Source organism: Nocardia cyriacigeorgica (assembly GCF_005863245.1).
Taxonomy (GTDB): Bacteria; Actinomycetota; Actinomycetes; order Mycobacteriales; family Mycobacteriaceae; genus Nocardia; species Nocardia cyriacigeorgica_C.
Map to the genome: position 1 here is coordinate 1 of NZ_VBUT01000019.1, position 26,834 is coordinate 26,834.

The window sequence follows — 26,834 nt, forward strand, 5'->3', positions numbered from 1 at the left end:
CTGGCCCGAGCGGCGTAGTGCGATTGGTAGCCCGAGCGTGACAGTCGGTCGTTGTATACGTCTTCTCGTATCGTCTCGCTTGGCGCGGAGGAAGGTCAGGGTCACGTCGAATCCTTCGATCTCTCCGACCAGTCTTCGGCCTCGGCGCGCTGGCGGCGTCGCAACAGGTCATCCTCCAGCTCGTCGAGGCGGAGGATCATCCCGGGGATCGACGTGCAGCATCGGGCGGCGGACGCAGGCGTGTTCGTGCTGGCAGCCGGTGCCGTAGGGGCGTCCACAGGAGCCGAGTTCGACCTTGCGCTCGGCGTCACGAACCCTCATGTCTTGGCCGTGGCGGCGCACCGGTGAGCGCTGGCATCCAGGCCTGCGAGCAGGTTTGTGCTCATCGACCACCTCGCTGCGGCGACCGGTGCGCGTGCCGGGCCCGCCCGCGTTGGCGGGTCCGGGCATGGGGGTGCGGATGTGGGTCCCACACCATCAGTCGCGCTGCGCTCGCCAACATAACTACGAACATGGCAGCGACCGCGATCCACCCGAGCGCGCTCACCGTGTCCCCACGACAGCGCTACGACATGGCAGTCATGACGTCATGCACCGATGGCCGGTACGCGTCGTCGGGCAAGCGCTGATGGCGCCAGGTCACCGTTCCGTCGTCGCCGGGAACGGGGAGCTCGACCTCGGTTCCCGTTGGCAGCAGTTGTGCGCGCACGGCAGTGAAGACCGTGGAGTCGGGTGCGGGGTGGGGGATCGGCCCGGTGAGCAGGACCCACCGGGCGTCGAAGAGATCGTGCACGACGATGAGCGGGGCCGGTATCGGAAGTCGGTCGAGCGCCGCGCGCACCGTCGGCAAGAAGCTCGATCACGGTGTCTTCCCCGGTGCGGACGAGCAGCGTGTGGCCGCGTCAGATCGGATCGAGGGCGCACACCCGACGGTAGTGGCGCAGAAGCTCGGTGATCGCAACCTCGAGACGGGCACGCTCAGTGCGGCGGCATCGAGGGATGACTGGTGCGGTTGTGCATGGGATTTGTCTCCGAATCATGAGAACGATCTGGTGGCTTCGGGCGGTCACGTTGCTGCGGCGTGGATCGGTGCCGTCGACAATCTCGTTCCAGCCGTCGGCGTTTCCTTGTCGCCGCCGGCGCGGGCCATCACGAGCCGATGGTTGAGCAACTGCCGGTGCCCGTTATGCAGCTCATAAGCGACTGAACGATCGAGTTGCCTTCCGCTGGTTTCGTCACGGGAAGCACGGTGCGGTGTTGGCGGCGTGACGCGGTGCTGGGCGCGCTTGGTGGCGAGACCTGTTGGAGTTCTGGTCGGGTGCGCTGCAGGTGAAGTCTGGTTGTCAGACACCGTCGATAGCGGCGGCTGCTGTAGGGGTCGACGTTGTCCCACAGGTCAATCGCGATCGCGCCGTGGGCGGTCCACCGCAGCCGTAGTGTCACCGACGCCGGACGTGGTGCCAGCGTGGCAGCCGAGGTCAGGAAATCCGCGGTCAGTGTGCGGACGGCGAGGACGAAGTCCTCCCGATTGGGTAGGCACCACTTGGAGGCGAACTGAAAGCGGCGTAGTCGGCGATCATGGCGATCGCTTCAGGACTGGTCAGTTCGATCCGGGTCTGCTCGACCACACCGGCCGCTCGTGGGTGGTCGGGCGGGTGCAGGCCCGTCGGGAGTGCGCTGATCGTCATCGGGTGTGCCCGGCGCGGGAGTGGTGGTCGTTCATTTCGTTGGGCGCGGCAGCGTTGCTTGCCGTGGATGCGGCTGGCGGCGCGGAGGCCGTGGTGGTCGTGGATGAGTCGAGCGCGGTCAGGGCTGTGTGAAACTGTGGGCAGTCGGGGCCGTGCCCGGCATGAAGCGAGAGCAGAAACCGCGCCTGCGCGGTGGAGGCGATGGCGTCGGGGCGGTGGCATGCGGCTCCTGTGATCATCCACTGATCGCGCCGTTCCGCAGTGGGTGCCAGCGGAAGTGTCGGTGAGGGGGAAGGTGAGGGCATCTGTGCTCCGTGGGTGCTAGGTGGTGGGGTGGTCGAGTCGTGGCAGTCGGCGGGAGCCTGCAGCGAGTTCGTCTATGAGGTCCTGGTAGGCGGTTGAAAGGTCGGCGAGGCGAGCGCACACGTGGTGGTATTCGTCGTCGGCGGTGCCGGTGAGGGCTCGGTAGGCGTCGACGGTGAATTGGGCGATGCGGTCAACAACCTGGCCCACGGTTTCGGTGTGGACCCGTGCCGCGGGGAACGGTGTCGGTGTTGACGCGGTAACCCACTTGTCGATGACTACCATGAGAGTGGAGCGCTGCCAGTCGATCTCATCCACGTCCCGACGGACAGGTCCGATGTGTCGGGCGTGGAGTTCGGCGAGTTCGGCAGCGGCGGACAAGACCGGATGATGTGCGACGGCGGCGGGACATCCTCGGCACGCTTGGAGCACCTGCTCGGCGCTGGGCACCCCGGTCACAGCACGGTGAGGGTGGGCAGCCAACAGGACCGTCGGTCGATCGCGGTGATGAGGTCGGTGTAGTCCTCGACCAGTTTCGCGAGTCGGCACCAGCATTCGTGCACTACTGGGTGGTCGGCGGCCCGATTCATCAGTTCGTCCAACGCTTGGACTTGGGTGGCCGCGATCCGGTCGATCACCACGCCGACGGTGTCGGGGCGGGCCGTGGCACTCGGATGTGGTCTCGGGAGACGTGGTGCCAACCATCTGTCGATGGCGGCTATCGACCCGCGGCGGCCGGCGAGCAGGCTCGGCTGCTGCCCGTCCCGGAGCAGTTGTGTGTGGATCGCGCCGAGCGCGTGCGCCCAGCCTGCTATCGGGTGCGGACCGACATGATGCCCGCGGATCGCCGACAGCAGAGTTTCCTGGTCGAGCCACGCAAGGTCCGTTTCGGGCTCCAATGCGGTGGTCATCGGATACCTCCAGCAGAGCGGGTCGCCACCGACTTCGCGATGACGCTCTTTGCTGAGCCCAGTACGCGTGAGCGGGCGGGAGCGAGCATCCAGCGCCCGGCACTAACGATGCCGGGAGCGCTGGCCCAGTACCAGTCGGCGTGGGAATCCGACTTCGGTAGCCATACCCGTTTGCCGGTGTCGACGATCGAAATGCCATGTCGGCTCAACAACTGGGCCGCCGCTGGATTGACGCGGTCCGGCCGGACCAGAAACACCCACGGGTGATGCCTTGGATGGGTGAGTACTGGCACCGCGTACGCCGACGACTGGGACAGCTCCTCATGGACCAACCGGCCCACCTCCTGCGGCATCACCACAGCACCCACGTCACCAGAGGTGATGATCGACGGTCGGCCACCGGCCACGTCGACCGGGAGGCCGTACCGCTGGCGATATACGAACGCGACTTCATGAATCGAATAACAGGTTGCCAGGATCATCACGCCAACCCCCGATCGGTGACGATCGTGAACCAACGTAGGCCGGTCGTAGCCGCATCGGCGCCTGCCACCTGCTCGCACCTGCTATCTCCGGCAAGCAGTGAGGCTCGAAACCTGCGAGTCATCGCCCGATATGACCGGAGATTGCTCAGTTGTCCGGAACTCATAAGGACGGTTTCAGCCGCAGGTCGGATCTGGTCAACAGACGACGTTTGCGAATCGGGCATCACCGGTTTCCGACGACGACGGTTATTCGTGCCGAGGCGGAAGTGATTGACGCTGTGCGTATCCCACGCTGTGGATGCGCCGTGCGTGCGACTTCTCATACGCAATATCGATCTCCCTGGTGTCAGCGCATACGGTCGCGAATCAGACAACCAGTTGCGACCCTGACGGCCTATGCATTCGGCGTCCACAACCCGTCCACAACGTGGCAAGATTCAACGGCATGGACCGCCACGCCACACTCGTAGGTGCACAACTTCGTGCAGCACGCGAAGCTGCGGGAGTGTCCCTAGCTGCGGTTGCGCGCGAGATCCACTACAGCAAATCCGCGCTTGCCTACTTCGAGACCGGCGAGCGCACACCACCGCCGGATGCCATAGCGTGGTACGAGAAGCGATTCGGCGGGCTAAAAGACCCGGTGGCCGCTCTTGCCGATCTCGGAAAGGCTGACGTGGAACGACGCACATTCCTGCGGGCTGGATACTCCACGGCGCTTAGCGCCTCAGTGCTGCTACCGGGATGGATCGACCCATCCCCCCGTACGGCCGGCGGCGCAGTCAGGAGCATCGGCCGTGCCGATGTAAGCGCGGTGCGCGAGGTCATGTCTCTGTTCTCCCGGATGGACCAACGCATGGGCGGGGGCCACGGGAGAACTGCGGTTGTCCAGTACCTCACCACCGAAGTGGTCGGCTGCCTCAACGGCACCTACACCGACAACACGGTGCGCAACGACATGTTCTCCGCCGCTGCCGAACTCGCATATCTGGTCGGCTGGATGGCCTTCGACAACAACGAACACCACGTCGCGCAACGCTACTTCTCGACAGCGACCAAACTCGCCGCCGAGGCAGACGACGCACCACTGACTGGGCACGTCCTGCGGGCCATGGCGCACCAAGCGATCGACCTCGGGCATCCGGAAGAAGGGCTACGCCTAGCCGAAGCATCCGTCACCGGTGCCCGCTACCGCACCGCAAGCCCCCGCGAGCGCGCACTACTCAAGGTCGTCCACGCAAAGGCCCTGAGCGCTGCCCACTGCCCCGCCGACGCTGCCCGCGCACTGCTCACCGCCGAACAAGACCTGGCGGCCGCATCCGCCCAGATACCGGAACCTGCCCGTGTGTTCTTCTTCTCCGAAGCCAGCCTCGCCCATGAGACAGCATGCGCGCTCCGCGACGCAGGCGACCTCTCCGGCGCCGCCGCCCAGTTCGAACTCAGCGTCCGGAAACGGGAGGCAACTGCCTTCACACGCACCCACGCCGTCACCCTCGGCTACCTTGGGGCAGTCCAAGCAGATCAGGGCGACCTCGAACTCGCCTGCGCGACATGGTCCTCGGCCCTGACCGCAATGCATGGCGTGCAATCGGGCCGCACTCGAAACGTCGCCCGCGATATTCGAAACGCCACGGCCCCCCACTCCAACTCGACCACCGCGGCCATCAACCAGATCGGCAAGCAGGCCGCACAGTATCTGGCCGCCCACGCCACCTAGATCGGACACAACATGACAGATGAGGTCTTCGAAGTCGTTCCCATCGCTCACGTCGTCGGAGGGCGCCGCGAACCCACAGACGATCATTGGGGCGGAACCGAAACCATCATCCGGATCGACGACCCTCGCTTCACCGAGGAATCCGTCCAGGGACTCGAGGAATTCAGCCATCTCGAGATCGTGTTCCGGTTCCACCTGACCGACCAAACGGATCTGCACTTCGGCGCCCGCAGCGCCCGGGACAACCCCGAATGGCCAGCAGTCGGAATCTTCGGACACCGCAACATGCGCCGGGTCAATTGGCTCGGGGTCTCCCGTACCCGGCTCCTAAGGATCGACGGCCTTGACCTCCATGTCGCCGAACTCGACGCCGTGGACGGCACGCCAGTCCTCGACATCAAGCCCTGGTTCAGCGAATTCGGGCCACGAGGACCAGTCCGGCAGGCAGATTGGTCCACGGAGATGCTCCGGGACTACTTCTAGTCTGACCGCACCCGCACCCGCGCCCGCTTGCGCGACGCCGGCGCCACGGTCGCGTAGGGGGTCAGCCGAGGTCTTTGGTGCGCCGAGGGACCCTAGAGAAGACCGTCGCGCTGAGGTCTGGATTACCGCTGCTGGCTTATCTGCACGACGGCATGCGTGCCGGAGGTGCGCCAATTCGGCTCGGTGGTGTCGAGGTCGGCGATGGTGGTGCTGTCGATGCCTACGGCGACATCGGATTTCAGGGTGCGAAGGGCGATCACGGTCGTCGGGATATAGCTTACGAGTTGGTCGAATGGTGTTGTCGGGGCCCAGTGCCGGTCGCCAATGAGGCGTCGGTAGTTCAGGTCGCCTTTCACGATCACAGCGTCAGCATTCGAGAGGTCGGCTCCCGGGTCGGCTGAAAGGTCGTGGAACGGTAGGGGGGCGCAGTAGAACTCAGGGGTTCGCAGGATGAGCCTTCCATTGCGGAGGGCCGCAGTGACGCGTTGTGCCGTGGAGTTGGCTGGGCCGGGTATACGGTCGAGTAGGCGCAGGGTGGCGAGTAAGTCGGTGGTCGTGGCGTCGGAGACATAGTAGGGGCGCGGTTTGAGATGCAACTGCACGACCAGTTCGGGGTGCAGCTGTAGCAGATGGTCCAGCAACAACAGATCGGGGATCAATTCGCGGCCCGCGTTATCAGCGACCAAGCAGAGCGTTCCAGTCGAGTGGTTGTGGAGGTATTCGACGACCGAGGCGGTTTGGTCGGCGATGATGGCGCCGCTCGGTGCGTCGGCAGCGTCAGGGTTGGACAGGTGAAAGCCGAGGTCTGCCCGGTTTCCCCAGAGGGCGCGGTGTACAAGCGCGGCTGTGTGCTGCTCCAGCTCGGTGGCCGGTATGTCGGGTAGCTCGGTCAGCTCGGCCTCGAGGACGGGGTCGGCCAGTTCGACGCTCTTCTGGACGAACGGGTCGATTCCGCGCCACGGACTTGGCGCGAAGTAGTCGACAGCCTCGAGCAGCAGGCGGTAGAAGTAACTTTCAGCCCAGAGGAATGGTATGTCGAGCCATCGCTTGCCATACATGGTCGCGCCCCAACTATCCCATTGGGATTTTCCGGCGGCATGCTCAGGAAGCGGGTGGACGGTGCCGGTGATCTGGTCGGCGAGTACGTCGAGGCGGTGCCGGATCTCGAGTGGGTAGGGGTGGGCGGCAGCGACCTGGTCGATGAGTGCGGGGTGTCGCTGGGTGAGCACCTTCCATGCGAACGAGCCGGAAGCATTGGACAGGATGGTCGGCGCGTCGGTCGTACGGGTGGACATCATGCTCCGATTCGAGATGAGTGACGTGGGACCGTCAGAACGGTCACTCCGGTGGCACCCGCAATCGTGACACGACGGCGCGCAGGGTCGAAACCGGCAGCTTGGCAGGAGGCGTCGACGCGGACTTCCGCAGCGAGGTCACCGGTGGGACCCCACCACCGCGCGGTCCCGTTGGCCGCAACGGACACGAGGTGGTTGTCGAGGAAACCGAGCAACAAAACCCGTCCGGTGTGCCCGGATAGTTCACTGGTAGCTTCGCCGGTCGTAGTGTCGCGGATGGTGATTGTGCCTGTGCCTGAGCCGATGGCAAGGCGAGTGCCATCCGGCGTTAGAGCGACGGTGCGACTCCACCCGCCGGCGGCGGGAATGACCCGTTGCAGGTGGCCGGCGCTGTTCCAGAGTCGGGCGCTGCCGTCTCCGCACGCGGCCGCAAGTAGTGATCCGTCGGTGTTAAAGGCTAAACAGCGGATTCGACCGGCGTTGGTGCGGACCTGCCATTCAAGCTCGCCGGATGGCAGATGCCAGACGCGGACATGGCCATCGTCGCTGCTGGCCGCGACCCGTTGTCCATTCTCTGCCAGCACCACGGCCCAGGTGCGTCGTTGCTCAGCGTTGAGGCGCAGTGACCAGTCGGAATCGGTGACCGATCGGATGTGAAGGGTGCCGTCTCCGCTGGCCGCGGCGAAGTACCCGGCGGCAGAGGCGAGTGACCAGAGCCGTCCGGCGCCGACGCGGTAGTCGGCAGGGAGGCCTTCGTCCTGGAGGACGGTGACGATTCCGGCTCCGTCGCCGAGCAGGGTGTGGCCTCTGGCTGAATTGTGCGCGACCGACCACACCGTGTTAGTGCCGGGCGCGACGGTTGTGAGACTCCCATGAGCCAGTTTCCTGATCGCGCCGTCCTCACAGGCAGCGATCACTGCCCCGGTCTCCGTCACAGCGATGGATCGGATCCAGTCCACTCCGTTCGGCATCGGAATATCGGCGATGCAGTCTTCTCCGTGGAAGATCCGGATGTGTGCGTCCTCGGCTCCTACAGCCAGCACTGATCTGTGGTGGGCGACGGCGCGGACGCGGTCAGGAAGTTGGATTCGTTTGGTGGGTGTCAATCGGCGATCACTGACTGTCCACCATCGAATGGACCCGTCGCCGGAACCGCTGACCAACGTATCAGGGCCGGTGAAGGTGATGGCACGTACCCAGTCGCGATGTCCGACGGATTCAGAGACGATTGCACCGTCGTGAGCGTCTATGAGGCGCACATATTCGTCTTCTCCACCCACGGCGATGAGCGTGCTATCTGGGGAGATGGCGACCGACCACACCGGCACCGGAATGGATGTGGGCGATCGCACCATTGTCTGCTGACGAATGTCCCACACACAGACCAGGCCGTCTTCAGCGCCGGAGATGAGCAGGGTGCCGTCATCGGTGAATGCCAATGTCCGGATACGTTGGGTATGGCCGACGAAGATGGCGGTAATGGTCCCTGATGCGGTATTCCACAGGCGGATCTCGCCGTCATCGCCGCCGGTAGCCGCGATCGAGGAGTCCGGTGTGATCGCCGTGGCGTGGATCCAGCCGGTGTGCCCAATGCTTTTGTGGAGCAATGTGCCTCGGAGCTCATCCCACACGCGCACCGCACCATCTTCACCACCCGACACCACCACGTTCGCGCTTGCTGCAACAGATACGACGGCTCCGATATGCCCGGTCGACTCCTCGACGGCCGGGGTGAGGTCATGAAGCTTGAAGCCCAAATCGCTGCACTCCTCGTCGCTCGCGTACCCAGCCCTAGCGGCAACGACGTGCAGAGTCGACACGATGTCGGAGCGGGAACTCATGCCATGCAACAGGAATCCAGCCCCCGTCAGGTGCACGGCGGGGCCGGCTGAACGACGACTGAGGATCTGATGGTCTGAGGCCAAGGACTGATACCCGCAACGGACGACCTTGTCAGCGAGGAATGCCAACGACGAGAAGGTGTCCGCGAGTTCACCCTCCAGGCCCGCCTGGTCGAGATGGTAGGCGAGGGTCCGGCAGAGATACTCTGGCGTCTCGGTATCCGCCCATCGCTCGGTCTTGGGTCGGAAGGCATCCAGCAGCGATCGATGAATGCTGGGTTGATCGTCGCCCACCAAGTGGCGCAGATAGGCGCCGAACACGTCGTGCAAGATGATTGCATCTTGGTCGGCCAGGTGTGCGCTGATCATCGATCGATCGGCCAGGATACGACAGAAACGTCGGGTCGCTGACGTGGTCCAGCCATGTGCGGTTGCCCACCACCGGGCGAGCACCGGTATCGGGATCGGAGTCGAGGCGGGGACGACGCACAGATCCAGGTATCGGTCGCGGAGCCGGCTGGTACCAGGGATAGTCACGTGCTCGTCGAGGTTGCGCAGGCTGGCCGAGATCGCATGACCGATGGCATTACGTCGATGGTCGGTGTCCCACACGTCGAAAGCGACTGGCCCATCGACTTGGATCATGTTGGCCGCTGCGGCGACAGCGGTTGACACGGTGGCACCGGAGCGGATGTCATGGCCGACAGCGGCGCTGACGACAGTCGCCAGGAGAGGCCAACCACCGCACAACTCACTCAATGGCGACAAGTGGTCGGTTGCAGCTCCCGGCAGATTTCGCCTGAGTAGTTCCTGGGTCTCGTGGGCGGTCATCGTGCCGAGACGAAACAGCAGCGCCTCCGAGGGGCACACCCCGACATTGCGTGTTGTCACAACCCGCAGGCAGTTCGGCGCGCCGAGCAAGAACGGCGCAAGATCGTTGGCCGACCACACATTGTCGACCACCAGCATGGTCGTGCGGTCACCGATCACTCGGGCGAGGTGCAAGCCCGCTTGGGTGGGGTCCGCCAGCGCAGGACGGTCCGCGCCGAGGTGGACACAAATGTCGGAAATCAGCTCGACCACCCGCGCTGGCGTACAGCCGTGACCTGTCTCTACCCACAGGACTATCTCGAAGGACTCACGCACAGCCACATCGTGGGCGACTTGACTGGCCAAGGTGGTCTTCCCAAATCCGCCCGGCCCTGCGATCGCGGCAACGGGCGTACGGCCCAAGTGCGCGCCCAGGACGAGACCCCGAAACTGGTTGTACTCGTCTGTGCGATCAATCAATCCAGGCTCCAGCGGTGGTGCGAAGAAGCGGAACGCGTTCGGCTGTGCCGCCTCCCGGACGGCATCGGCAGCAGCCGGGACACGCGAATCGGGCGCTACGGTCCTGCGGAGCGCCACCGCTCCCGAGGACGGTGGGTTGAGTAGCTGGAACGCCAGTGTTTGCATAGCCGCGGCCGAGCGGCGACGGACCGTCTTGAGATTGCATTTCTCGAGCATCGCCAGCGAGGACTGGCGTTCGGTCAGGGTCGGGTAGGAATGCGCCTTGTCGAGATTGAAGTCGACGAGGACGTAACGGCGTTCGGCAGGAGTCAGGCGATCAATGGCGGCGGTGATGGTCTTGGTCATCGCCGCGATCTGAGCCTGCGACCCTGGTGGGTACTCTCGGCCTCGGCACAATAGCTGCCGAAAGGGTTCATCGATTACGGCCCGTAGGACCGTCGGGCGGCCGAGTCCGTGCGACTTCCGAAGACGCTGAAGATTGCGCTGGACCAGCTCCTCCGACAACGTGCCCGCCATCATCTGTCCAGAATATGTCCACCGTCGCCCCGGTCGACCTCTGACTACCGCGCCGGCACGACTCCCTGGTGCTCGCGACCGACTCCGGTGTCCAGTAAAAGGCCTAGTAATCGGGGTATCGGCACCCGATCCTGTCGGTGACACTCATCCCACGAGGTCGTGGCGGGGCTCTGATCGCCGGCGAACGACCGCAGTGACGAAGCGTGAGCTGGGCTCTTAGGAGGAGATTTTCGCGCGCCCTGCGAGTTGTCCGCGATTGGCGACGCCATCCCCGGCTGATCAAAGCCGCTCTCGCCCCCAACACCAGCACGTGACACCACAGAACCTGAGGAATAGATGTCCCAACCTGCACCTACCACCGGTGTCCGCGTCCCGGTCGGCGTGGACACCACCCGAGCGAGCATCGCCCGCGTCTACAACTATTCGCTGGGCGGAAAGGACAACTACGACGTCGACCGCGCCGCGTTCGACATGATCCTGCAAGCCGCGCCGCGCCAGCGCGACGTGTCGAAGATGAACCGGCGCTGGCTGCACCGGGTCACCCGCTACCTCGCCGGCACCGTCGGCATCGACCAATTCCTCGACATCGGTGCGGGTCTGCCCACGGTGGGCAACACCCACGAGATCGCCCAGAGCCAGAATCCGGAGGCGACCGTCGTCTACGTCGACAACGATCCCGTGTGCAACGCGCACGGCCGGGTGCTGCTCGAGACCAACGACTACGTGCGGTTCGTGTTCGCGGATTTGACCGATCCGGAAGCACTTCTGGGCAATCCGGATGTCCAGGCGCGCATCGATTTCGGCCGTCCCGTGGGGTTGATCTTGTGCGGAATCTTGCATCATGTCGACGACGCCCTCGAACCCGCCGCGATGATGGGGCGCTACATCGATGCGCTGCCGTCGGGTTCGTACGTCGCCATCACCCATTTCTGGAACCCGAATGATGGTTCTGACCGGGCGGATCTAGCGGTGCGGCTGCAACGGCAGTTCGTGGAGATGGGGCTGGGTTCGGGGTGGTATCGCACCCGAGAACAGATCAATTCCTACTTCGGTGGCCTGGAGCTGATCGAGCCCGGGCTGGTGGAGCTCGAGGACTGGTGGCCGATGGGACCGCCCGTGCGCGAGCGTTTCCCGGAGGAACGGTTGATGCTCGGCGGCGTCGCCGTCAAGAGGTCGCCGGCGGATCACTGCGCATCCGAGAACTTGATGAGCGCCCGCGGGAACCGCACGGGCGGTAGACGTCAAGTGTTTCTCAGGTCTGCGCGTATCGGAGGCTGAGCCGTGAATGCTGACCAATCGATGCGATCCTGCCCGCTTCGCTACCCGTTCGGCCGCCAGCAAACTGTGGACCTCGAGCCGGAGTATCGCCAATGCGGGCCGGTCACCCTCGTTCAGTTGCCCAGCGGTGCCACGGGCTGGCTGGTCACCGATCACGATTTGGTACGGATGGTGCTGGCCGATCCCCGGTTCTCCCGGGAGCAGGCGAACCAGCCGCATGTGGCGCGCCTGTCGACCGAAGTGCTGCCTCCGGAGGCGATTCTGGCGACCGACCCGCCTCGGCATACCCGGTTGCGGACGTTGATCGCGCCGATGTTTGCCCCGCGCCAGGTCGCTGCGATCGCCTCGCAGGTGACCATGCGGGCGCACCGGCTTGTCGACGACCTCGTCGGCGGTGGTGAGCCGGCGGACATCGTTACTGGATTCGCCGAACCGTTCGCTGCCGCGGTGATCTGCGACATGTTCGCCGTCCCTGAGTGCTTCCGCCGGGAAATCTTCCAGTTGGGAGAAGCGCTCAGTGCCCGCGACGCGACACCGGCGACGCTGGCGACGGCACGGGCACAGTGTGAGCATCTGACACGAGAGATGGCCTCGCAGAACCCAATCGGCTTGTTCGGGCTGCTGGGTCAGTCGGAACGAACCGACGCCGAGGTGCTGAACCTGGTGATCGCATGTCTGATCGGAGGCCGGGGAACGGCGTCGGTTTTCCTGTCGAGCGCGGTGTTTACGTTGCTGCGCGACCCCCGGCGTTATCGTCAGCTGGTCGAGCAGCGTGCCTTGATCCCTGCCGCGGTGGAGGAACTTCTGCGGTTCGTACCGGCGGGCGTTAGTGGCGGATTCACCCGCGTGCCTACGGCGGATGTGAAGCTCGGGCCGGTGTCGGTGCGCGCTGGTGAGGCGGTCATACCGGTCACCCATGCCGCGAGCCGCGACCCAAAGGTCTTCGACAACCCGGACTTGTTCGTGCTCGACCGCGGGGTGCGGCTGCCGCATCTGGCGTTCGGCCACGGCACGCACTTCTGTGTCGGCGCCGGCCTGGCGCGCCTGGAAATCCGGGTAGCCCTAGAAGCTCTGATCACCCGGCTGCCGGGGCTGCGGCTCGCCGATCCCGCTGATTCCGGGACTTGGCGATCTGGCCGGGTGGTGAGGTCCCTCGAACGATTGGACGTTGCATGGACGCGAGATTGATCATCGACCGCCACCGCTGCGCGGGCACCGGGGTGTGCGTGCCGATCGCTGCACAGCATCTCCATCTCGTCGACGGCATCGCCACCGCGGACGGTGGCGCAGTGAGCATCGAGCAGGCCCACGCTGCGGCCGCCTGCTGCCCGAACGACGCGATCACCGTGTGCGAGAGGGGAGCGGCGGGGTTCTGGCTGGGTGCGACGATCGTGACCTTAGGTCCGGCAGGAACCGATGCCGAGGCCGAAGCCCGCAAGCACACCTCGGTGGTGCGGCTGGTCGATTCGTTTGCCGATGCGATGGCGGCCGCGACCGCCGGGGAGGCGCTCGCATTGGTGGCGGCCGGATATCTGGCGTTGGACGCCGGCGACCGGACCACCGATTCCTGGGTAGATCAGCACTTCACACACACCGGTGTGCTGCGTCTGCACCGCTGCTGGGAAAGCCCCACCAAGCCGATGTGTCTAGCGGTCCGGCGCGACCTGCCCCGCCAGGCTCCGGTGGCGACGGTGGCTACGCATCCGGCGACCAGGGTGTTCGCCGCACGGTACGCACCGGGAGCGCGGCTGGTGTCGGTTGATGCCAAGCCGCTGGCCGCCCGCGCGGCCGCACACGGTGAGGTCGACGCCTGTATCGCCTCGGTCGACGTGGTTGCCCGGTATCCGAAGCTCGACGTCCGTGTCGAGTGGCAGCCGACGATGGTGTGGTTGCTGTACGGCAAGGACGGCGGCGATGAGTGAACCGCGCACTGTGGCGATTCTCGGCGCCGGAATCATGGCGAACGCCGTCGCAGCCCGCCTGGATGCTCACGGGTTCGAGTTGCGCCGCTACAACCGCACCACCGCCGCGATCGAGGTGCCCGCCATCGTGTGCGTTTCAGCGGCGCAGGCGGCCGAGGAAGCGCCGGTGGTGTGGTCGTTCGTGCACGACGACAACGCCAGCGCCGCGGTGTGGTTCGGCCCCGAGGGCGCGCTCGCGGTATCTGACGGGGCGGTCGTGATCGAATCATCCACGCTGTCACCCGGTTACGCCCAGCGCTGGATGGACGAAGCCGCCGCGGCGGGGGCGCGGCCGGTACTGGCGCCGGTCACCGGGAGCCGTGTCGGTGCCGAGAACGGGACGCTGGTGGCATTCACTGCCGGCGCGGCCGATGATCTCGCGGCGGCCGACCCGGTGCTGCGGATGATCGCCGCCGAGATCGTGCGGATCGGCAATGCCGAATCGACGGCGACGGTGAAGTTGCTGAACAACGCGCTGGCGGCGGTGATCCTGACCGGGCTCGCCGAAACCTTCACCACCGCGGCCGCGCTCGGCCTCGACACCGCCCAATTGATCGCGGTGTGGTCGCGCCACGGGTGGGCCGCTCCGGTGGCCACCGCCTACGGGGCGGCGATGCTCAGCGGCGAGCACGACCTGACCAACTGCTCGATCGCTGTTCTCGCCAAAGACCTCCGGCACGCTACCGACGCGCTCGGTGACCTCCCGGCACCGTTGATCACCGCCACCGCCGAGAAATTCAATCGCGCGCTGGAACTCGGGCTCGGTGATCAGGAGATGTCGGCCATCATCGACGCGATCGGGGCCCGGCCGTGAGCACCCCGGATTGGTTCTCCCACACCGCCACCGTGCCGTCCCATGCCCGCCAGCGAGTCACCCGCCACCTCGCCGTCTACGCACTCACCGTGGGCGAGCAGGCTCGCCTCCACCTCGGAGACGACGTCAGCATCTGTGTGTCCGGTTCACTGGCGCGCGGCGAACCCGCGATACGGTGCCACCGGTCCGGGTACGTGTTGGGGTCGGATGTGGACCTGGTCGCCGTCGTCAACGACCCGAGCGATCCGGCACCGGTCGAGAAGTTTACCCAGGCGCTGCTGGAGGCCCACCCCGACATCGACAGCACCGTGTTCGCCGTCAGCAGCCGGGACGTGGGCCGGGTCGCGGGCCGCTTCGGCGCAGACCTGCACCTCGCGGCTCATCATCCACTGGCCGGGCCCGTCCCGGCTGGGGTTGCCGACCCTCCGATCGGCCCGCGTGAGGGCCTGGAAGGGCTGACCCATCAGCTCGCGACGATCTATTGCCCCGAAAGCCCACCGTGGGCGACCCCGTGGCGGATCAAGACCGCGCTGGAAGCACTGCGGGCCGTGGCCAGCCTCGGCGGCTGCGCTGGTGGACCGCAGCGCTACGGCGCCTTGGTCGACGACCCGGCCGCCTGTGCGGTGCTGGGCCGCGATGTGGTCGCCGAGCTGGTGCGCGCTCGCGAGCACAGCCGGCCGATGCCGCTTCCCGACGCCCGCACCTACGAGCTGGTGTGCACCGCGGCCGCGCACCTGTTCGGTGTCGCGGCCACCCACCGCGACCTGCTCGATGCCCTGCACGCAGTTGCGGCCGGTGTGCATCTGCTCGACGGGTTCCAGCGTGCGGTGCTGGCGGCCACGGTGATCCTCTACGGGCCACCCCGGTACAGGCGAGCGGCGGCCTCGGCGCTGCACGTCACATTGGCCGCGATTGACCCCGGCACCGTGCCGACCGCGCTCGACTCCCTCGACGGGTTGGCGCGGATCTCGCCGGCCGAGTTCGGGCGCGGCATCGACCACCCGAATCGGGTGCTGCGCGCCCACCTCCAAGGCTTGCGCGCCGACTACTACCACCACCTGGGCCCGCACAACCTCGGTGCACGCCCGGTGACGAACTACACCGGCCCCACCCCGGCGACCGGTTCGACAGCAGGGAGGCGCGACCGTGGATGACTGGCCGGACTGGGTGCGCAAGCTCCCAGTCGTCGACACCCCGTTCGCCGGCAGTCGTGGTTACCTGCTGGCCGGGCCTCACGGCCAGGTCGTGTTCTGGTCCTTCCCCGCCGGGGCGAACGTGCCGCGCCACCAGCACGGCCCGCAACTCGGACTGGTGCTCACCGGGCAGGTCGACCTCACTGCCAGAGACAAACACCGAACCGTCTGCGGCGGACAGCATTTCAGCCTGGCAGACCAGGAACCGCACGGGGCCGTCGTCGCACCGGGCACGCTAGTGATCGAAATCTTCGCCGACTCCGACCGGCACACACCCGCGCAGAGGCCAGCATGAGCACTTACATCATCACCGCCCCCAGGGTGCTCACCGGGTGCGGAGCCACTCACGCTCCGGGCGCGGTCGTGGTCGACGAGAGCAAGATCGCCTGGGTCGGGCCGGCATCGGACCTGCCCGGGGACTGGCAGGGCGGCGGTGTCGAACGGATCGATCCGCCGGAAGCGACCGTGCTGCCCGGCCTCATCGACGCGCATGTGCATCTGGCGTTCGGCGGCGCCATATATCCGCTGGCGGCGGTCCAGGCGACCACCCAGCTCGATGTCGCCGCGACGATCCGCGCCGAACTGGCCGAGCTCGTTGCTGCGGGCGTCACGACGGTGCGTGATCTCGGCGCACCCCGCTACACCGACATCGACACCCTCACCCGGCTCCACAACCGGCCGCGGGTCCTGACCGCCACTATCCCGCTCACCGTGGCGGGTGGGCACTGCCACGGCCTCGGCGGCGCCGTCGACACGCTCACCGGTATCCGGGATCTGGTGGCCGCCAACGCCGCCCGTGGTGCGGATTGGATCAAGATTATGGGCAGCGGTGGGTTCACCACCGGCGCCGCCAGCTCGCCGTACGAGCCGCAGTTCACCGACATCCAAGTCCGCGCGGCCGTCGACGCCGCCCACGACCACGGCCTCCCGGTCGCTGTCCACGCACACGGCACCGCGGCGATCCGGCAAGCCGTCGCCGCAGGAGTCGACTCGATCGAGCACTGCACCTGGATGACCGTCGACGGGTTCGACCTCGACCACGGGGTAGTCCGTGAGATCGCCGACCGAGGAATTCACGTGTGCCCCACCATCAACCACCTCGCCCGATCAGCGGCCGGGCGACTGCCCTGGCCGGTCCGGCGCGATCACCTGCGGGTCATGCTAGACGCCGGTGTCCAGCTGATCCCCGGCAGCGACGCCGGCATCCCGCACACCCCGCCGCGTCGCTACCCGCACTCACTACCGATCTACCTCGACCTCGGCCTGTCCCCGGCCGCGGTCATCGATCTGGCCACCCGCCATGCCGCCGAGGCGCTCCGGATCGGGCACCTCACCGGTACGCTCGCCGCCGGGCTCAGCGCCGACCTGATCGCCGTCCCCGGCGACCCGACCCGCGATCTCAACCTGCTGACCAGACCGATCCTCACCATGGCAGCCGGACACATGCACTACGCCGACGCGACACCCGAAGCCGAGGAGGACACCAGCACATGAGCACCACCGAACCCGGCCTGACCTCGGAATACGCCACCACCACCCCGTTACAGGTCCGCATCGACACACATGCCCGCCACAGCGAACACCCCGACGACCCCGTCGCCACGGTCCTGACTGCGCTCGCACTGACCGGCAGCGAGGACCTCGCCGACATCGGCTGCGGCGACGGCCGATTCCTCGCCCACCTGGCCAAGCACGGACACCGCGGCCGCCTCGTCGGCCTGGACAACTCCACCGCCATGGTCACCGCTGCCGAAGCCCTCCCCGGCGTTGAAGGCGTCCTCGGCGACGCCGAAGCCCTGCCATTCGCCGACGACGAGTTCGACGCCGTCACCGCCCGCCACATGCTCTATCACGTGCTAGACCCCGACCAGGCCCTCCGAGAGCTGTTGCGCATCACCCGCCCCGGCGGCCGCGTCGCGGTGAGTGTCAACCACCCCACCACCTGTGCTCGGACTCGTCAACTGGTCATCGACCGCGCCGCCGAACACGGCCTTGCTCCTCCTGCGGGCCTGGTCAATGAAGTGAGCTCGCAGACGCTGCCGGCGATGATGAACACGGTGTTCGGCGACGTCGGTATCGACCAGTGCGACAATGCCTTGGTCTTTGACACCCCCGAACCGTTGATCCGGTTCGCCGAGGCCCTGTTCTCCTTCTGCGGCGTCGACGCCGCCAGCCCGCACCGCGCCGCGATCCTCGACGCGGTCACCGGCGACATCCGCAACTGGTTCACCGCCCACCCCGGACAGTGCTGGCGTGACCCCAAGGGCTATATCGTCGCCACCGCCACTGTCAGATAAACCACTGTCCCCGAAAGGAATTCGACCCTGTGAAGCTGCTCGTCACCGGCGGCGCCGGATACATCGGATCCGTCGTCACCCACCAACTCATCGACGCCGGACACCAGGTGGAGATCATCGACGACCTGTCCACCGGCCACGAAGCCAACCTGCCGGCCGCGGCCACATTCCACCGAATGTCGATCCACCAGGCCGCCGACATACTCACACCCCAGGCCGGGTTCGCCGGCGTGCTGCATTTCGCCGCCAGCATCGAGGTCGCCGAATCCGTCGCCAACCCCGACAAATACTGGCACAACAACATCGAAGGATCACTCGCTCTACTGCGCGCGATCCGCGCCGCAGAGGTGCCGCGCATGATCTTCTCCTCAACGGGGTCGATGTACACCGGCGACGGAAAGACCGCGTTCGACGAAACCGCCGAAGTCCGACCCAAGAACCCCTACGCCGCGACGAAAGCAACCGTCGACCAGCTCATCGCTGGCGAATGTGGCGCTTCCGACACGCTGGGCGCCACGTCTTTGCGCTACTTCAACGCCGCGGGAGCCGTACTCACCGCCGACGGCGTGAACCTGGGCGAACGCCACGAGCCCGAATCGCACCTGATCCCGATCCTGCTGCAAGCCGCCGGCGGCCAACGACCGGAATTCACTCTGTACGGCACCGACTACGAAACCCGCGACGGCACCTGCATCCGCGATTACATCCACGTCACCGACCTCGCGGCCGCACACCTGCTCGCCCTCGACGCCGTCCAACCCGGCCGCCACGATATCTACAACCTCGGCAACGGCGAAGGATTCACCAACCGCGAAGTCCTCGACACCGTCCGGCAAGTCACCGGATCAGACTTCCCGGTTCGTGTGGAAGGCCGCCGCCCCGGCGACCCCGCAATCTGCATCGCCTCCAGCGAACGAGCGCACCGCGAGCTTGGCTGGAAGCCGAAACATACCGACCTCTCCGACATCATCGAAAGTGCCTGGCAGTTCCACCAAGCCCAGCAGACTTAGGATCCGGCGATCAGATGGCTCCGGTGCCGGCCCCGCGCAACGCACATATGCCGATCGCGAGGGCGTTTGACTGGCTTATGCCGACTAGCCCAGACCGTCCGTATCCGCCTGGTGACTGCGGCACCCGCACACGCGGGTCAATAGCCAACCGGCGGGCCAATAGGACACCTCGGCGAGGTGCTGTGCGTCGGCCCGGTGGACGCGATCCGCGCTGCGCCTATCCTCTTCCTCCATTTGATCGCATCGTCGGCACGTGCTCGCCAGCGGCACCTCCGGTCCGTGTTGTCCCCGAGCAGCGCGAACAAAGCCCACCCTGTTCCGGTCGCTCGACAATCACACGCGCCAAAACCTTTGCGAGTGTGCCGGTTCCGTGCCGCAACGCAACCACCGACTATCCACACCGAGAGCCATGCATCCGGAAAAACGTGCTCGGAAGTTTCATTGACCCTGGAGAAAAATGGACGCATTGCCACAACGTCTCGCTTCGAGCCGCAGTCCGTTCCCGCCGCCACGGACACCTATTGAACCCATCACCGAAGACCTGCTGCAGCGTACGGCAGCGGCGATGCGCAAGGCGTGGCCGTCGCTAAACACCGCCGCGGAGTTCACCTCGGCCGCACCGAAGCAGGGTTCGGCAACCCATTCGACGGCTCCGCGTGACGCTATGGAGCCGTCAGCGTGCCGTCCTCATGTTTGAACAGTGCTGCTCAGACCTGGAAGGGTTATGACGTTGCAGTTCGGACCGCCCATAAACCTCAGCAGACCAGGCAGGACCACGGGACCGCGTCGATTACGCCATTGAAGGGCTCCGCTATAGGCGCGTATCGGACGGAGGGCACCATAGTCGAGAGGGCGCACGTACGTTCGGAGGTTGGATTGAGCATTGTCAGTACACCGCACGACGCCGAACGGCTTGCGGCGCAGATAATGAAGAACCTCGGATACAAGGGCGTACGCCTGACCAACGGCGGGGCCGACGGCGGCATCGATGTCTGGTCAAACACTGGAATCGCTCAAGTGAAACTCCATTCAAAGCCGACTGGCAGGCCGGATCTGCAGCGGCTGCGAGGAGCGCTTGGACCGAATTCAGCGCAGGAAACGCTATTCTTCACATTCGCTGGCTACTCGAGATTCGCCCTTGAGTACGCCGACCAAGTCGGCATGGCGCTTTTCTGCTACCGGATCGACGGAACATACTTCGCGGCAAACAATAATGCGGCGAAGGTTATCCAACGTGTCCGCAAGGCCGAAGCGCTTGCGAACAAGCAGGTACGTCGGCAGAAGCGGCTTGCCGCGGCCGAAGCTCGGTACCAGCGGCGGCAGACCCGGAGTGAGGCCCGGGCGGCGAGTCCGGAATGGCACCTGCTCCTCGCGGTGCTGTATTCGATTGCCGCCGCGGCGTTCTTTGTTTCGGCCGTCGTTGGCCCCTCTGAGCCAGTGCCTCTCAGCACCCGGATCGCCGGATCGGCGCTGGCGGTCCTATTCGCGGTCGGCTTATGTGTGTGCGCGGTGGCAGTACCGCAAACATCGGCGACTCCGCGAAACAGAGGCACCACCTCGCGCGCCGTACGGCGATTTCCCGGCCGAGCAGTCGGAACACGCGACTGCCGACAACTCCAGTAATTCTGTGCAGGCAGCTCTAGACGCGCTGGCTGCCGCGCAAGCCGCCATCGATGCCTCGAAGCGAGGGACCGAACTCAAAGACTAAACAATGGAAGGAAGTTCGACGTGCGAATCCCACTCGCGTCGGCTTACTTCGGTCCCGCCGTCGCCGATGATGTCGTGGCGCACGACCAAGAGACTATCTTGGTTGAACGCGAAGGTGATGGCACGCAGTGCGTCGACTTGGGCCGTGCCGCGTGCCAGGGTTGTCCGCGCTCAGCGCGGCCGCCGAGGGTGGCCCGGGACGCGGTTCCAATGGATTGAGCTCAGAGAGGGTGATGGGTTATTCCTGATTGCGCTGAGCCCCACTCACTCCTCGCACACCAACTCCGAGTGGACGGAAGCGCGCAGAGAATCAAAGTCATGACCGGGAAAGCGCTGAGCGCCAGGCAAATCGGCCACGGCAAAACGAGGCCGGAATCGAACGCGTTGTCGAGTGGCGAATGTCCGAACAGCCAGCGCGAAAACGTCCAGTCCGATATCGACCGTCCGCCGATCGCGTGCGCGACAACCACTGCCCAATAGCCGAGCAAAACCAATGCCGACGCAAGAATGACCAACACGCGCCCGATGTTCGACCTGTACAGCAGCAGTATTCCTCCGACGGCCAATAGGGGCACGAGAAGAATCGAAGTCAGGTTCACCACCGTGTAGAGCGCAGCCTCCCATATCGCCAAGGATTCCCATGGGAACAGCGTCCGAATCGAATAGCGAAATACTTCAATCACCGCGGTCGCCAGCCAAACCAGCCATACCATCGCGCCCGCGATGGACAGTAATGAAGCCCCTACTGCAGATCTGCTCCAAGTGCCTGCCGAGACTGGTGCGTACGCCACGATTGCGAAACTCCTGATGATGCCTTAACAGGACACTGACCTTAACGGCGCGAAGTGCACCGCTACTATCGGTTGATCAACAGACAGACCTTGCCCCTGGCTCGGTGGCTCCCGCCCACAGCGGCGCAGCCGATGCAGGCTGACGTACGCGAGCTGCTGGCCGCGCATGGATGGCAGGTGGCGCGCACCCATTCGTCGATGCACTCGGGCCAGAGCGCCGGCGCCATCGAACACTCCATCGAGGAACTCTCGTGATGAGAGCCGCCGGATGGTTGATACCAAACCGTAGTTTCGCCAGGGCGGCCCGAACCTTGTAGGGTCAACCGGTCGGTCTGTGGGGAGCCGGATTCGCACGATCCGGTGTCCTCACAGGCCGCATCGGTTGTCTCGCGGTAGCTTTCGTCGCGCCCGCGAGAGATGATCTCCGGTGCTGGCGGCACGTAGTCGAATCTTCCTCCAGAGCTGAACGGCCAGCTACCGTGTCCTATTGCGCCATATGGATGTGACACGCCCCGGTTCGGTCGCGCGCTGGTGGGATGGATCAGCGCGCGCTCTGAATAGCTGCGACAAAGGGAGCTCGCCGCGGCCTGTCCCTCGATGTAACAGCTTGTCGTCGGAGGCGATTGAATTCGCGACGCCTAACAGAGGACCGTTGATGACTTTCGATCCGCAGTCCAGCAGCCCGGCCTCACCACGACGGCTGCCACCAGAAGACCCATCCAAAACCCGGCGCCGTAAGACTCTAAACGAGATTTTCGCCGGAGCTCTTCTGGTCGGGTTCATTATGTGGTGGGCACATATCAACGATTGGAATACGGGTCACACGGTCGCCTTCGTGGCAGCCGCGACCGGAATTGCGTTTGTGTTCCTGTTGTTTCGTGCGCTGTATCGCATCGGCGAACCACGCGAACCGAGTGCTATGCCCACACCACCTGTATCCACGCCGCCGCCGGGTTGGTACGTCGACGCTGCGGGCGCGACGAGGTGGTTCGATGGACGCCAGTGGACTGACATCACGCAACTTCCGCCCAAATCGGACACTTGATGTCAGGGCTGTGGTGGATGTGTGTAAGTGGTCCAGTTTGTTCCGTCGTGCCAGCGAGTCACTCCCTGGGCGTCGCGGTACCAGCCAGGCTGCGCTGGCGCGGTGGGGTAGTTGATCATAATCGGTTGGACGGGTTGTGGCTTGTTGCCGACGCGGACGAGTGCGCGGACGATCAGGATCGCGAATGCGACGAATGCCAGGAAGAACAGGACCAGGAACAATGCGATGATGCCTGCGCTTTCGTACGCCCAGTATCCAATACTGCCGACCACGGCAAAGGCGATCAGAGCCCAGAGCCACATATTGCGCTGCCGGGTTCGCTCGAGCCAGAGGGGGTCGATGCCAGGTTGCGGTGGGAGATGTGGTGGTAGCGGGAACGCGGTGGGCGGGGGTGTGGGCTGCGTGTGGTGCGGCGTCGGTTCCGGCTGGTTCGGGTGCGGCGGCGGTGTTGGATACATCGTGGTTCCTGTCTGGCATTCGGTGATGGCTATGACGACGGCATGACCTTGTTCGAACGCTGTCTATCCGAGGCATGGGTGGCCGGCGTTCGAGGTGGTCACCAGTCGCCCTCGGCGAGGACAGCGTTGGCTTGCTGGAAGATGGTGTCGATCAGCGTGTTGAGGACGTCGAAGGGGTGGCGCGGGGTGCGGTGCGGGCTGACGGGGTCTGAGTTGATTTCCAGCAGTAGGAGGTAGGGGCCGACCGACCAGCTCACTCGTGACACGCCGGTATCGGTGGAGATGATCTTTGCGCCGGCAAAGGACGACGCAAACGGGATTCGTGTGGCCTTCGCGTAGGGGGAGTAGGGGTCGGTGAGGATTTCTGGGCGGGTTGCGTATTCGGCGTTGGTGCGTGCGGCTTCGTGCGTGGGGTAGAGGTGAACCTCGAGCGTGACCTCGTCGAGGTCATTCGCGCAGCCGTAGATCGGTGTGTCGTCGGCGCCGCTGGGGGTGGATTGGCGCGGTGGCTGAAGCTGGGCTGACATCTTCGCCGCGGCGAGGGCGTCCGGGTCGATCATGCGGCAGGCGTCGCGGGTTGGTGGCCGTGTCGTGGTGGCTCGAGATTCCCCGGTTTTGACGACTCCGACCTCTACGGCGGTGAGGTCGCCGAGTTTGGTTCCGGCTGGTGGCTTTTGTTCGGCGACAATCCAGTTGCTTTCGATCCAGACCTTCCGGTCGTCGGTGGTGGCGTCGTAGGTGGTGATGTCGAGGTCGAGCCGGTCGAGTGCATCGTTTGCGGCGGGCAGGCTCATTCCGACGATGTCGGGCATGACCGCGTTCGGATCGCGCGTTTCCTCAATGCCCCGGTCGAGAGCAGCGGCGCCCACCAGGAGGGCTACCGCGGCGACGACCATCGCGATGGTCCAGTTGAACCTGGCGTGCGGTGCGCTTTCCTCCGTGGACGCAGGATGGGTGTCTGCCGCAGTCCTGGTGGCGGCGCGGGCAAGGTAGGCCGCGGGCAGCAGAGCTAGGCCCAGGTACGTCATCGAACCGGTGAGGCCGAGTCCGTCGATGAACGGGCTGGCTGCCGCGCCGAAGATAAAGAAGGCCAGCAGGGCTGTAGTTGTACGGAATTTCCATGCGGGTAGGCCGCGGGCCGCGCGCCGGATTCGGTCTTGAAGAGGTTTGATCACCGGTGGGTTTTCCTAATATCCTTTGTCACCGGAGCTGGGCAGCAGACGTTGTGCTGTTTGCTCGGTTTGCGAGTGGTGCGCAATCAGCGCGGATCGCGGGCGCATGCGGCGACCCGCCTCCGATCCGAGAACCCTGGCAGTACCCGGAATCCGATAGACGGCGCGCTGGCCCGCGCCGATTGGTGAGTCTGCCGTGCTCATCGGCTGCCGTTGCTCTGCGCGGCCAGGGCGGGATGCGAGATCGTTCATTCGCAGGCGACGCCGTCGTTGTCTCGGTCGAGTTTGGCGCTGTATCCGGGGTCGCCGCGGTGGAGCGGGGCGGCGCCGGCGGCTCGGGCGGCCGCGCAGTTCGGGTAGGACACTCTGGCTTGTGTGGGTGGGGGAGCGATGGGTGGATCGGGTGCGGTTGTCGGTTCCGGTGCTGGGGGAGGCGGTGGTAGTTGCGTGGTCGTCGTCGTGGTCGTTGATTCGGCAGAGGGAGTGACAGTGTGACCAGTGGTGCAGCTGTTCAAGACGCGGGCCATGGCGGCTTTCTCGGCCTGGGTGATCCAGAGTCGGTAGGCGGCCTTTACCTCGATCTGGATGGTGACGTACTGGCAGCGGAAGGCCTTGTTTGCCGGTAGCCAGGTGGCGGCGTCGCCGTCTCCCTTCTGTTGGTTGGCGGGGCCGTCGACAGCGAGCAGGTTGCGGGGGTCGTTGGCGAAGTTCTGCCGTTCTTCGGCGCTGAGTTGCTGTGCGCCCTTCTGCCAGGCGTCCGATAGTGCGACGACGTGGTCGATCTGTACCGCGGTCGATGTGTCTTGGCCGCGTTGGAAGGTGATGACGGTGCCGGTGTATGGGTCGTTGAGTGTGCCGGTGAGGACGACGCAGTTGCGGGTGCCGGCCTTGTGGGTTGTGCTGGTGAGGTCGCGGTTGAGGATGTCGTTGCGGGTGTCGCATCCGTTGTGTCCGCCCGCGACAGCGACATCATCGGACCAGCTCTGGCCGAAAAGTTCGCGATCGTATCCGGTTTTCGGCGCTCGGCCCTTGACCGGTAGCGCGGCGAGTGCGGCGAGTGCCTGGCTAGGTGCGGTTTCCTGCACGGGAGTGGCGGCACGGGTCTGGGTTCCGGGCGGCGGACCGACGTCGGTGGTGGTGGCAGGGGCTGCGGTGGAGGCGGGTATAGCGTTGGACAGCGCAGCGGCGCTGGTGGTTTCGGTGCTCTCGGCGTTGAGTCCGATCGCGGTGGCGGCGACGAGTGTCCCCGCGCCTATGGTCGTCCAGGCTTTCCAGCCGAGCTTTCTCGGCACGGGTCGCCATGGCTGCTGTTGTCTGCCCATTCGGACGTAGTTTCCTCGTGCGGTGGTGATGGGTATGGCGAGTTGCCCCGGCCACGGTGGTGTGGCCGGGGCGAGTAATGGCGGTCGCTTACTGGAGCGATACCTTGGCGCCGCCGGAGAACATGGAGTCGTGCAGTTCGAGGGCCGCCGGTACGGTGCCGGGTGGGACGTCGAAGGCGATGGTCACCTGGAGGGTGTTGCCGGGGTTGATCGGTGATCCGATCGATGTTTCGGGGTTGACGTTGATCGCGGCCATGGTGTCGTTGCCGAACTTGCGGCCTTGGCTGTCGATCAGCTTCTGGTTGTCGGCGAAGTAGGTCTGGGGCTGGTCGCTGATGTTGGTGACGTTGATGTGCACCAGGATGTATTCGCCCTGTGCGGTCTTCTGGAGATAGGGGTTGTCACCGACGGTCTTGACCGGGGCGTCGACTGCGGTGACGACGAATTCGAACTTGCCGTCGCGGACCGCGGACCCGGCCGGGGCGATGTCGGACTTCGGAGGTTCGGCGGCGGGTGAAGGCTCGCCGGGAGCCGGGGCGGTGACGGTTGTCGTGCTGGTCGTGTCGTCGGAGTCGTCGCTGGACAGTGCCGCGACGCAGCCGCCGAACCCGCAGAGCACGATGACCGCGCCGATGACCGCGAGCACGATAACGAGCGTGTTGCTCTTCTTCTGGGGCGGTGGTGGGTATCCGCCGGGTGGAACCGAGCCATGGGGCGGGTACTGCGGTGTAGCCAATGTCGTTGTCCCTCATCTGTGGTGGCGCGGCGTTTGCCGTTTGGCAGATAGATCTGTCCCGGTTAATGGCGTGTTACAGATACCTCACAACTTGTTGAACAAGCCGTTGCTCAGCGGCGAGCGGCCAGGACCTGCAGGGTTCCCCATGGCCTCCGCCCGCAGGTGGGTGGGCCGCCAGGACGGGTGCGGCCGGCATCTCGCGGCGTGTATGCGTCTACCCTGGACGCTTCTCCCTGGGGTCTTCGCCTGTTTCGTGGGCCGGGGATCGTCAGTATCGGGGGCCGGGGAACTTGCCGTCGACGTCGGGCACGACGGTGAATTCGGTGCAGGTTGCCAGCCCGTAGATGTTGGGCTCCCCGGGGTGGTGGGAGGTGCCGTCGAGTACGAGGGTGTCCTTGACACAGTTGCTGGAGCCGACTGCGGCCGGGGCGTGGGCGAGGACGGTGGTATCGCCGATGCGTCCGACGGGTAGCACCTGCCATCCTTTGGCGACCACTTGGCTGTCGGACACTCTGATCACCGGT

At 65.4% G+C, this 26,834-nt stretch carries 27 protein-coding genes; 15 read left to right on the forward strand and 12 right to left on the reverse strand.

What is annotated here, in order from left to right:
• Positions 1 to 565 precede the first annotated feature (565 nt).
• Positions 566 to 793, reverse strand: coding sequence for a hypothetical protein (locus FEK34_RS29490; protein WP_138453242.1), 228 nt, complete (start codon positions 791 to 793; stop codon positions 566 to 568).
• Positions 794 to 797: 4 nt separating this feature from the next.
• Here FEK34_RS29490 and FEK34_RS29495 point away from each other — a divergent pair, with 4 nt between their 5' ends.
• Complete coding sequence (locus FEK34_RS29495) at positions 798 to 1,199, forward strand: hypothetical protein (RefSeq protein WP_138453244.1); 402 nt, start codon at positions 798 to 800, stop codon at positions 1,197 to 1,199.
• 810 nt (positions 1,200 to 2,009) lie between these two features.
• On the opposite strand, the gene FEK34_RS30310 is transcribed toward FEK34_RS29495, so the two are convergent.
• The 3 genes from FEK34_RS30310 to FEK34_RS30320 all read right to left on the reverse strand — a co-directional run bounded on the left by FEK34_RS30310 (position 2,010) and on the right by FEK34_RS30320 (position 3,384).
• Entirely contained in the window at positions 2,010 to 2,372 is a 363-nt protein-coding gene (locus FEK34_RS30310) for a DUF4254 domain-containing protein (RefSeq protein WP_171048478.1), read from the reverse strand.
• A gap of 74 nt (positions 2,373 to 2,446) precedes the next feature.
• Entirely contained in the window at positions 2,447 to 2,902 is a 456-nt protein-coding gene (locus FEK34_RS30315; protein ID WP_171048479.1) for a hypothetical protein, read from the reverse strand.
• Entirely contained in the window at positions 2,899 to 3,384 is a 486-nt protein-coding gene (locus FEK34_RS30320; protein WP_171048480.1) for a hypothetical protein, read from the reverse strand. The genes FEK34_RS30315 and FEK34_RS30320 overlap by 4 nt, the downstream gene beginning before the upstream one ends.
• Before the next feature lie 448 nt (positions 3,385 to 3,832).
• Between FEK34_RS30320 and FEK34_RS29505 the strand changes: the two genes are divergently transcribed.
• Both FEK34_RS29505 and FEK34_RS29510 read left to right on the forward strand, forming a co-directional pair.
• The gene (locus tag FEK34_RS29505) at positions 3,833 to 5,101 is read left to right on the forward strand and encodes a helix-turn-helix domain-containing protein (RefSeq protein WP_212748850.1); all 1,269 of its coding nucleotides are present in this window, start codon (positions 3,833 to 3,835) and stop codon (positions 5,099 to 5,101) included.
• Between the two features lie 12 nt (positions 5,102 to 5,113).
• Positions 5,114 to 5,584, forward strand: a complete 471-nt coding sequence (locus FEK34_RS29510) for an SAM-dependent methyltransferase (protein ID WP_138453248.1) — start codon at positions 5,114 to 5,116, stop codon at positions 5,582 to 5,584.
• A gap of 122 nt (positions 5,585 to 5,706) precedes the next feature.
• On the opposite strand, the gene FEK34_RS29515 is transcribed toward FEK34_RS29510, so the two are convergent.
• Both FEK34_RS29515 and FEK34_RS29520 read right to left on the reverse strand, forming a co-directional pair.
• A complete protein-coding gene (locus FEK34_RS29515) occupies positions 5,707 to 6,882 on the reverse strand; it encodes a protein-glutamate O-methyltransferase family protein (protein WP_228794106.1) in 1,176 nt (391 codons plus the stop codon).
• Entirely contained in the window at positions 6,879 to 10,355 is a 3,477-nt protein-coding gene (locus tag FEK34_RS29520; protein ID WP_171048482.1) for an NB-ARC domain-containing protein, read from the reverse strand. Before FEK34_RS29520 ends, FEK34_RS29515 begins: the two co-directional genes overlap by 4 nt.
• A gap of 507 nt (positions 10,356 to 10,862) precedes the next feature.
• On the opposite strand from FEK34_RS29520, the gene FEK34_RS29525 reads away from it, so the two are divergent.
• The 10 genes from FEK34_RS29525 to FEK34_RS29570 all read left to right on the forward strand — a co-directional run bounded on the left by FEK34_RS29525 (position 10,863) and on the right by FEK34_RS29570 (position 20,702).
• Entirely contained in the window at positions 10,863 to 11,804 is a 942-nt protein-coding gene (locus FEK34_RS29525) for an SAM-dependent methyltransferase (protein WP_138453250.1), read from the forward strand.
• A gap of 3 nt (positions 11,805 to 11,807) precedes the next feature.
• Complete coding sequence (locus tag FEK34_RS29530) at positions 11,808 to 12,992, forward strand: cytochrome P450 (RefSeq protein WP_249359729.1); 1,185 nt, start codon at positions 11,808 to 11,810, stop codon at positions 12,990 to 12,992.
• Positions 12,977 to 13,726, forward strand: a complete 750-nt coding sequence (locus FEK34_RS29535) for a ferredoxin (RefSeq protein ID WP_138453252.1) — start codon at positions 12,977 to 12,979, stop codon at positions 13,724 to 13,726. The genes FEK34_RS29530 and FEK34_RS29535 overlap by 16 nt, the downstream gene beginning before the upstream one ends.
• Positions 13,719 to 14,579, forward strand: a complete 861-nt coding sequence (locus FEK34_RS29540; protein ID WP_138453253.1) for an NAD(P)-dependent oxidoreductase — start codon at positions 13,719 to 13,721, stop codon at positions 14,577 to 14,579. Before FEK34_RS29535 ends, FEK34_RS29540 begins: the two co-directional genes overlap by 8 nt.
• Positions 14,576 to 15,733 (forward strand): nucleotidyltransferase domain-containing protein, encoded by a 1,158-nt coding sequence (locus FEK34_RS29545; RefSeq protein ID WP_138453254.1) that lies wholly within the window; start codon positions 14,576 to 14,578, stop codon positions 15,731 to 15,733. The genes FEK34_RS29540 and FEK34_RS29545 overlap by 4 nt, the downstream gene beginning before the upstream one ends.
• Positions 15,726 to 16,067: a hypothetical protein gene (locus tag FEK34_RS29550; RefSeq protein WP_138453255.1), complete on the forward strand. Its 342-nt coding sequence runs from the start codon at positions 15,726 to 15,728 to the stop codon at positions 16,065 to 16,067. The genes FEK34_RS29545 and FEK34_RS29550 overlap by 8 nt, the downstream gene beginning before the upstream one ends.
• Complete coding sequence (locus FEK34_RS29555; RefSeq protein WP_138453257.1) at positions 16,064 to 17,266, forward strand: metal-dependent hydrolase family protein; 1,203 nt, start codon at positions 16,064 to 16,066, stop codon at positions 17,264 to 17,266. Before FEK34_RS29550 ends, FEK34_RS29555 begins: the two co-directional genes overlap by 4 nt.
• On the forward strand, positions 17,263 to 18,069 hold the full coding sequence (locus tag FEK34_RS29560) for a class I SAM-dependent methyltransferase (RefSeq protein WP_138453258.1): 807 nt from the start codon (positions 17,263 to 17,265) through the stop codon (positions 18,067 to 18,069). Before FEK34_RS29555 ends, FEK34_RS29560 begins: the two co-directional genes overlap by 4 nt.
• 29 nt (positions 18,070 to 18,098) lie before the next feature.
• Positions 18,099 to 19,079, forward strand: coding sequence for a UDP-glucose 4-epimerase GalE (galE, locus tag FEK34_RS29565; protein WP_138453259.1), 981 nt, complete (start codon positions 18,099 to 18,101; stop codon positions 19,077 to 19,079).
• Between the two features lie 876 nt (positions 19,080 to 19,955).
• Positions 19,956 to 20,702 (forward strand): restriction endonuclease, encoded by a 747-nt coding sequence (locus FEK34_RS29570; protein ID WP_138453260.1) that lies wholly within the window; start codon positions 19,956 to 19,958, stop codon positions 20,700 to 20,702.
• A gap of 305 nt (positions 20,703 to 21,007) precedes the next feature.
• Here FEK34_RS29570 and FEK34_RS29575 read toward each other — a convergent pair whose 3' ends face one another.
• The gene (locus tag FEK34_RS29575) at positions 21,008 to 21,577 is read right to left on the reverse strand and encodes a hypothetical protein (protein ID WP_138453262.1); all 570 of its coding nucleotides are present in this window, start codon (positions 21,575 to 21,577) and stop codon (positions 21,008 to 21,010) included.
• Between the two features lie 132 nt (positions 21,578 to 21,709).
• Between FEK34_RS29575 and FEK34_RS31230 the strand changes: the two genes are divergently transcribed.
• Together FEK34_RS31230 and FEK34_RS31055 are read left to right on the forward strand one after the other, a co-directional pair.
• Positions 21,710 to 21,832 carry a hypothetical protein gene (locus tag FEK34_RS31230; RefSeq protein ID WP_267470002.1) on the forward strand — a complete coding sequence of 41 codons (123 nt, stop codon included), beginning with the start codon at positions 21,710 to 21,712 and terminating at the stop codon, positions 21,830 to 21,832.
• A gap of 400 nt (positions 21,833 to 22,232) precedes the next feature.
• Complete coding sequence (locus tag FEK34_RS31055) at positions 22,233 to 22,622, forward strand: DUF2510 domain-containing protein (protein ID WP_228794109.1); 390 nt, start codon at positions 22,233 to 22,235, stop codon at positions 22,620 to 22,622.
• Positions 22,623 to 22,624: 2 nt separating this feature from the next.
• Here the strand turns inward: FEK34_RS31055 and FEK34_RS29585 are convergent, their stop codons facing one another.
• The 5 genes from FEK34_RS29585 to FEK34_RS29605 all read right to left on the reverse strand — a co-directional run.
• Positions 22,625 to 23,080 (reverse strand): DUF2510 domain-containing protein, encoded by a 456-nt coding sequence (locus FEK34_RS29585; RefSeq protein WP_138453263.1) that lies wholly within the window; start codon positions 23,078 to 23,080, stop codon positions 22,625 to 22,627.
• Between the two features lie 98 nt (positions 23,081 to 23,178).
• Positions 23,179 to 24,255 carry a PASTA domain-containing protein gene (locus FEK34_RS29590; RefSeq protein ID WP_138453264.1) on the reverse strand — a complete coding sequence of 359 codons (1,077 nt, stop codon included), beginning with the start codon at positions 24,253 to 24,255 and terminating at the stop codon, positions 23,179 to 23,181.
• Positions 24,256 to 24,500: 245 nt separating this feature from the next.
• Complete coding sequence (locus tag FEK34_RS29595; RefSeq protein ID WP_138453266.1) at positions 24,501 to 25,574, reverse strand: GmrSD restriction endonuclease domain-containing protein; 1,074 nt, start codon at positions 25,572 to 25,574, stop codon at positions 24,501 to 24,503.
• An 88-nt stretch (positions 25,575 to 25,662) separates the two neighbouring features.
• Positions 25,663 to 26,220: a DUF4352 domain-containing protein gene (locus FEK34_RS29600; RefSeq protein ID WP_138453267.1), complete on the reverse strand. Its 558-nt coding sequence runs from the start codon at positions 26,218 to 26,220 to the stop codon at positions 25,663 to 25,665.
• A 358-nt stretch (positions 26,221 to 26,578) separates the two neighbouring features.
• The coding region (locus tag FEK34_RS29605) for a hypothetical protein (protein ID WP_212748851.1) at positions 26,579 to 26,834 on the reverse strand (256 nt) is incomplete at its 5' end.

Coding starts and splice junctions, on each gene's coding strand:
- FEK34_RS29555 (WP_138453257.1), top strand. CDS start 16,064: ATGAGCACTTACATCATCACCGCCCCCAGGGTGCTCACCGGGTGCGGA.
- FEK34_RS29525 (WP_138453250.1), top strand. CDS start 10,863: ATGTCCCAACCTGCACCTACCACCGGTGTCCGCGTCCCGGTCGGCGTG.
- FEK34_RS29510 (WP_138453248.1), top strand. CDS start 5,114: ATGACAGATGAGGTCTTCGAAGTCGTTCCCATCGCTCACGTCGTCGGA.
- FEK34_RS29540 (WP_138453253.1), top strand. CDS start 13,719: ATGAGTGAACCGCGCACTGTGGCGATTCTCGGCGCCGGAATCATGGCG.
- FEK34_RS29515 (WP_228794106.1), bottom strand. CDS start 6,882: ATGATGTCCACCCGTACGACCGACGCGCCGACCATCCTGTCCAATGCT.
- FEK34_RS29535 (WP_138453252.1), top strand. CDS start 12,977: ATGGACGCGAGATTGATCATCGACCGCCACCGCTGCGCGGGCACCGGG.
- FEK34_RS29505 (WP_212748850.1), top strand. CDS start 3,833: ATGGACCGCCACGCCACACTCGTAGGTGCACAACTTCGTGCAGCACGC.
- FEK34_RS30320 (WP_171048480.1), bottom strand. CDS start 3,384: ATGATCCTGGCAACCTGTTATTCGATTCATGAAGTCGCGTTCGTATAT.
- FEK34_RS30315 (WP_171048479.1), bottom strand. CDS start 2,902: ATGACCACCGCATTGGAGCCCGAAACGGACCTTGCGTGGCTCGACCAG.
- FEK34_RS29520 (WP_171048482.1), bottom strand. CDS start 10,355: ATGACCAAGACCATCACCGCCGCCATTGATCGCCTGACTCCTGCCGAA.
- FEK34_RS29560 (WP_138453258.1), top strand. CDS start 17,263: ATGAGCACCACCGAACCCGGCCTGACCTCGGAATACGCCACCACCACC.
- FEK34_RS29495 (WP_138453244.1), top strand. CDS start 798: ATGAGCGGGGCCGGTATCGGAAGTCGGTCGAGCGCCGCGCGCACCGTC.
- FEK34_RS31055 (WP_228794109.1), top strand. CDS start 22,233: ATGACTTTCGATCCGCAGTCCAGCAGCCCGGCCTCACCACGACGGCTG.
- FEK34_RS31230 (WP_267470002.1), top strand. CDS start 21,710: ATGCAGGCTGACGTACGCGAGCTGCTGGCCGCGCATGGATGGCAGGTG.
- FEK34_RS29585 (WP_138453263.1), bottom strand. CDS start 23,080: ATGTATCCAACACCGCCGCCGCACCCGAACCAGCCGGAACCGACGCCG.
- FEK34_RS29595 (WP_138453266.1), bottom strand. CDS start 25,574: ATGGGCAGACAACAGCAGCCATGGCGACCCGTGCCGAGAAAGCTCGGC.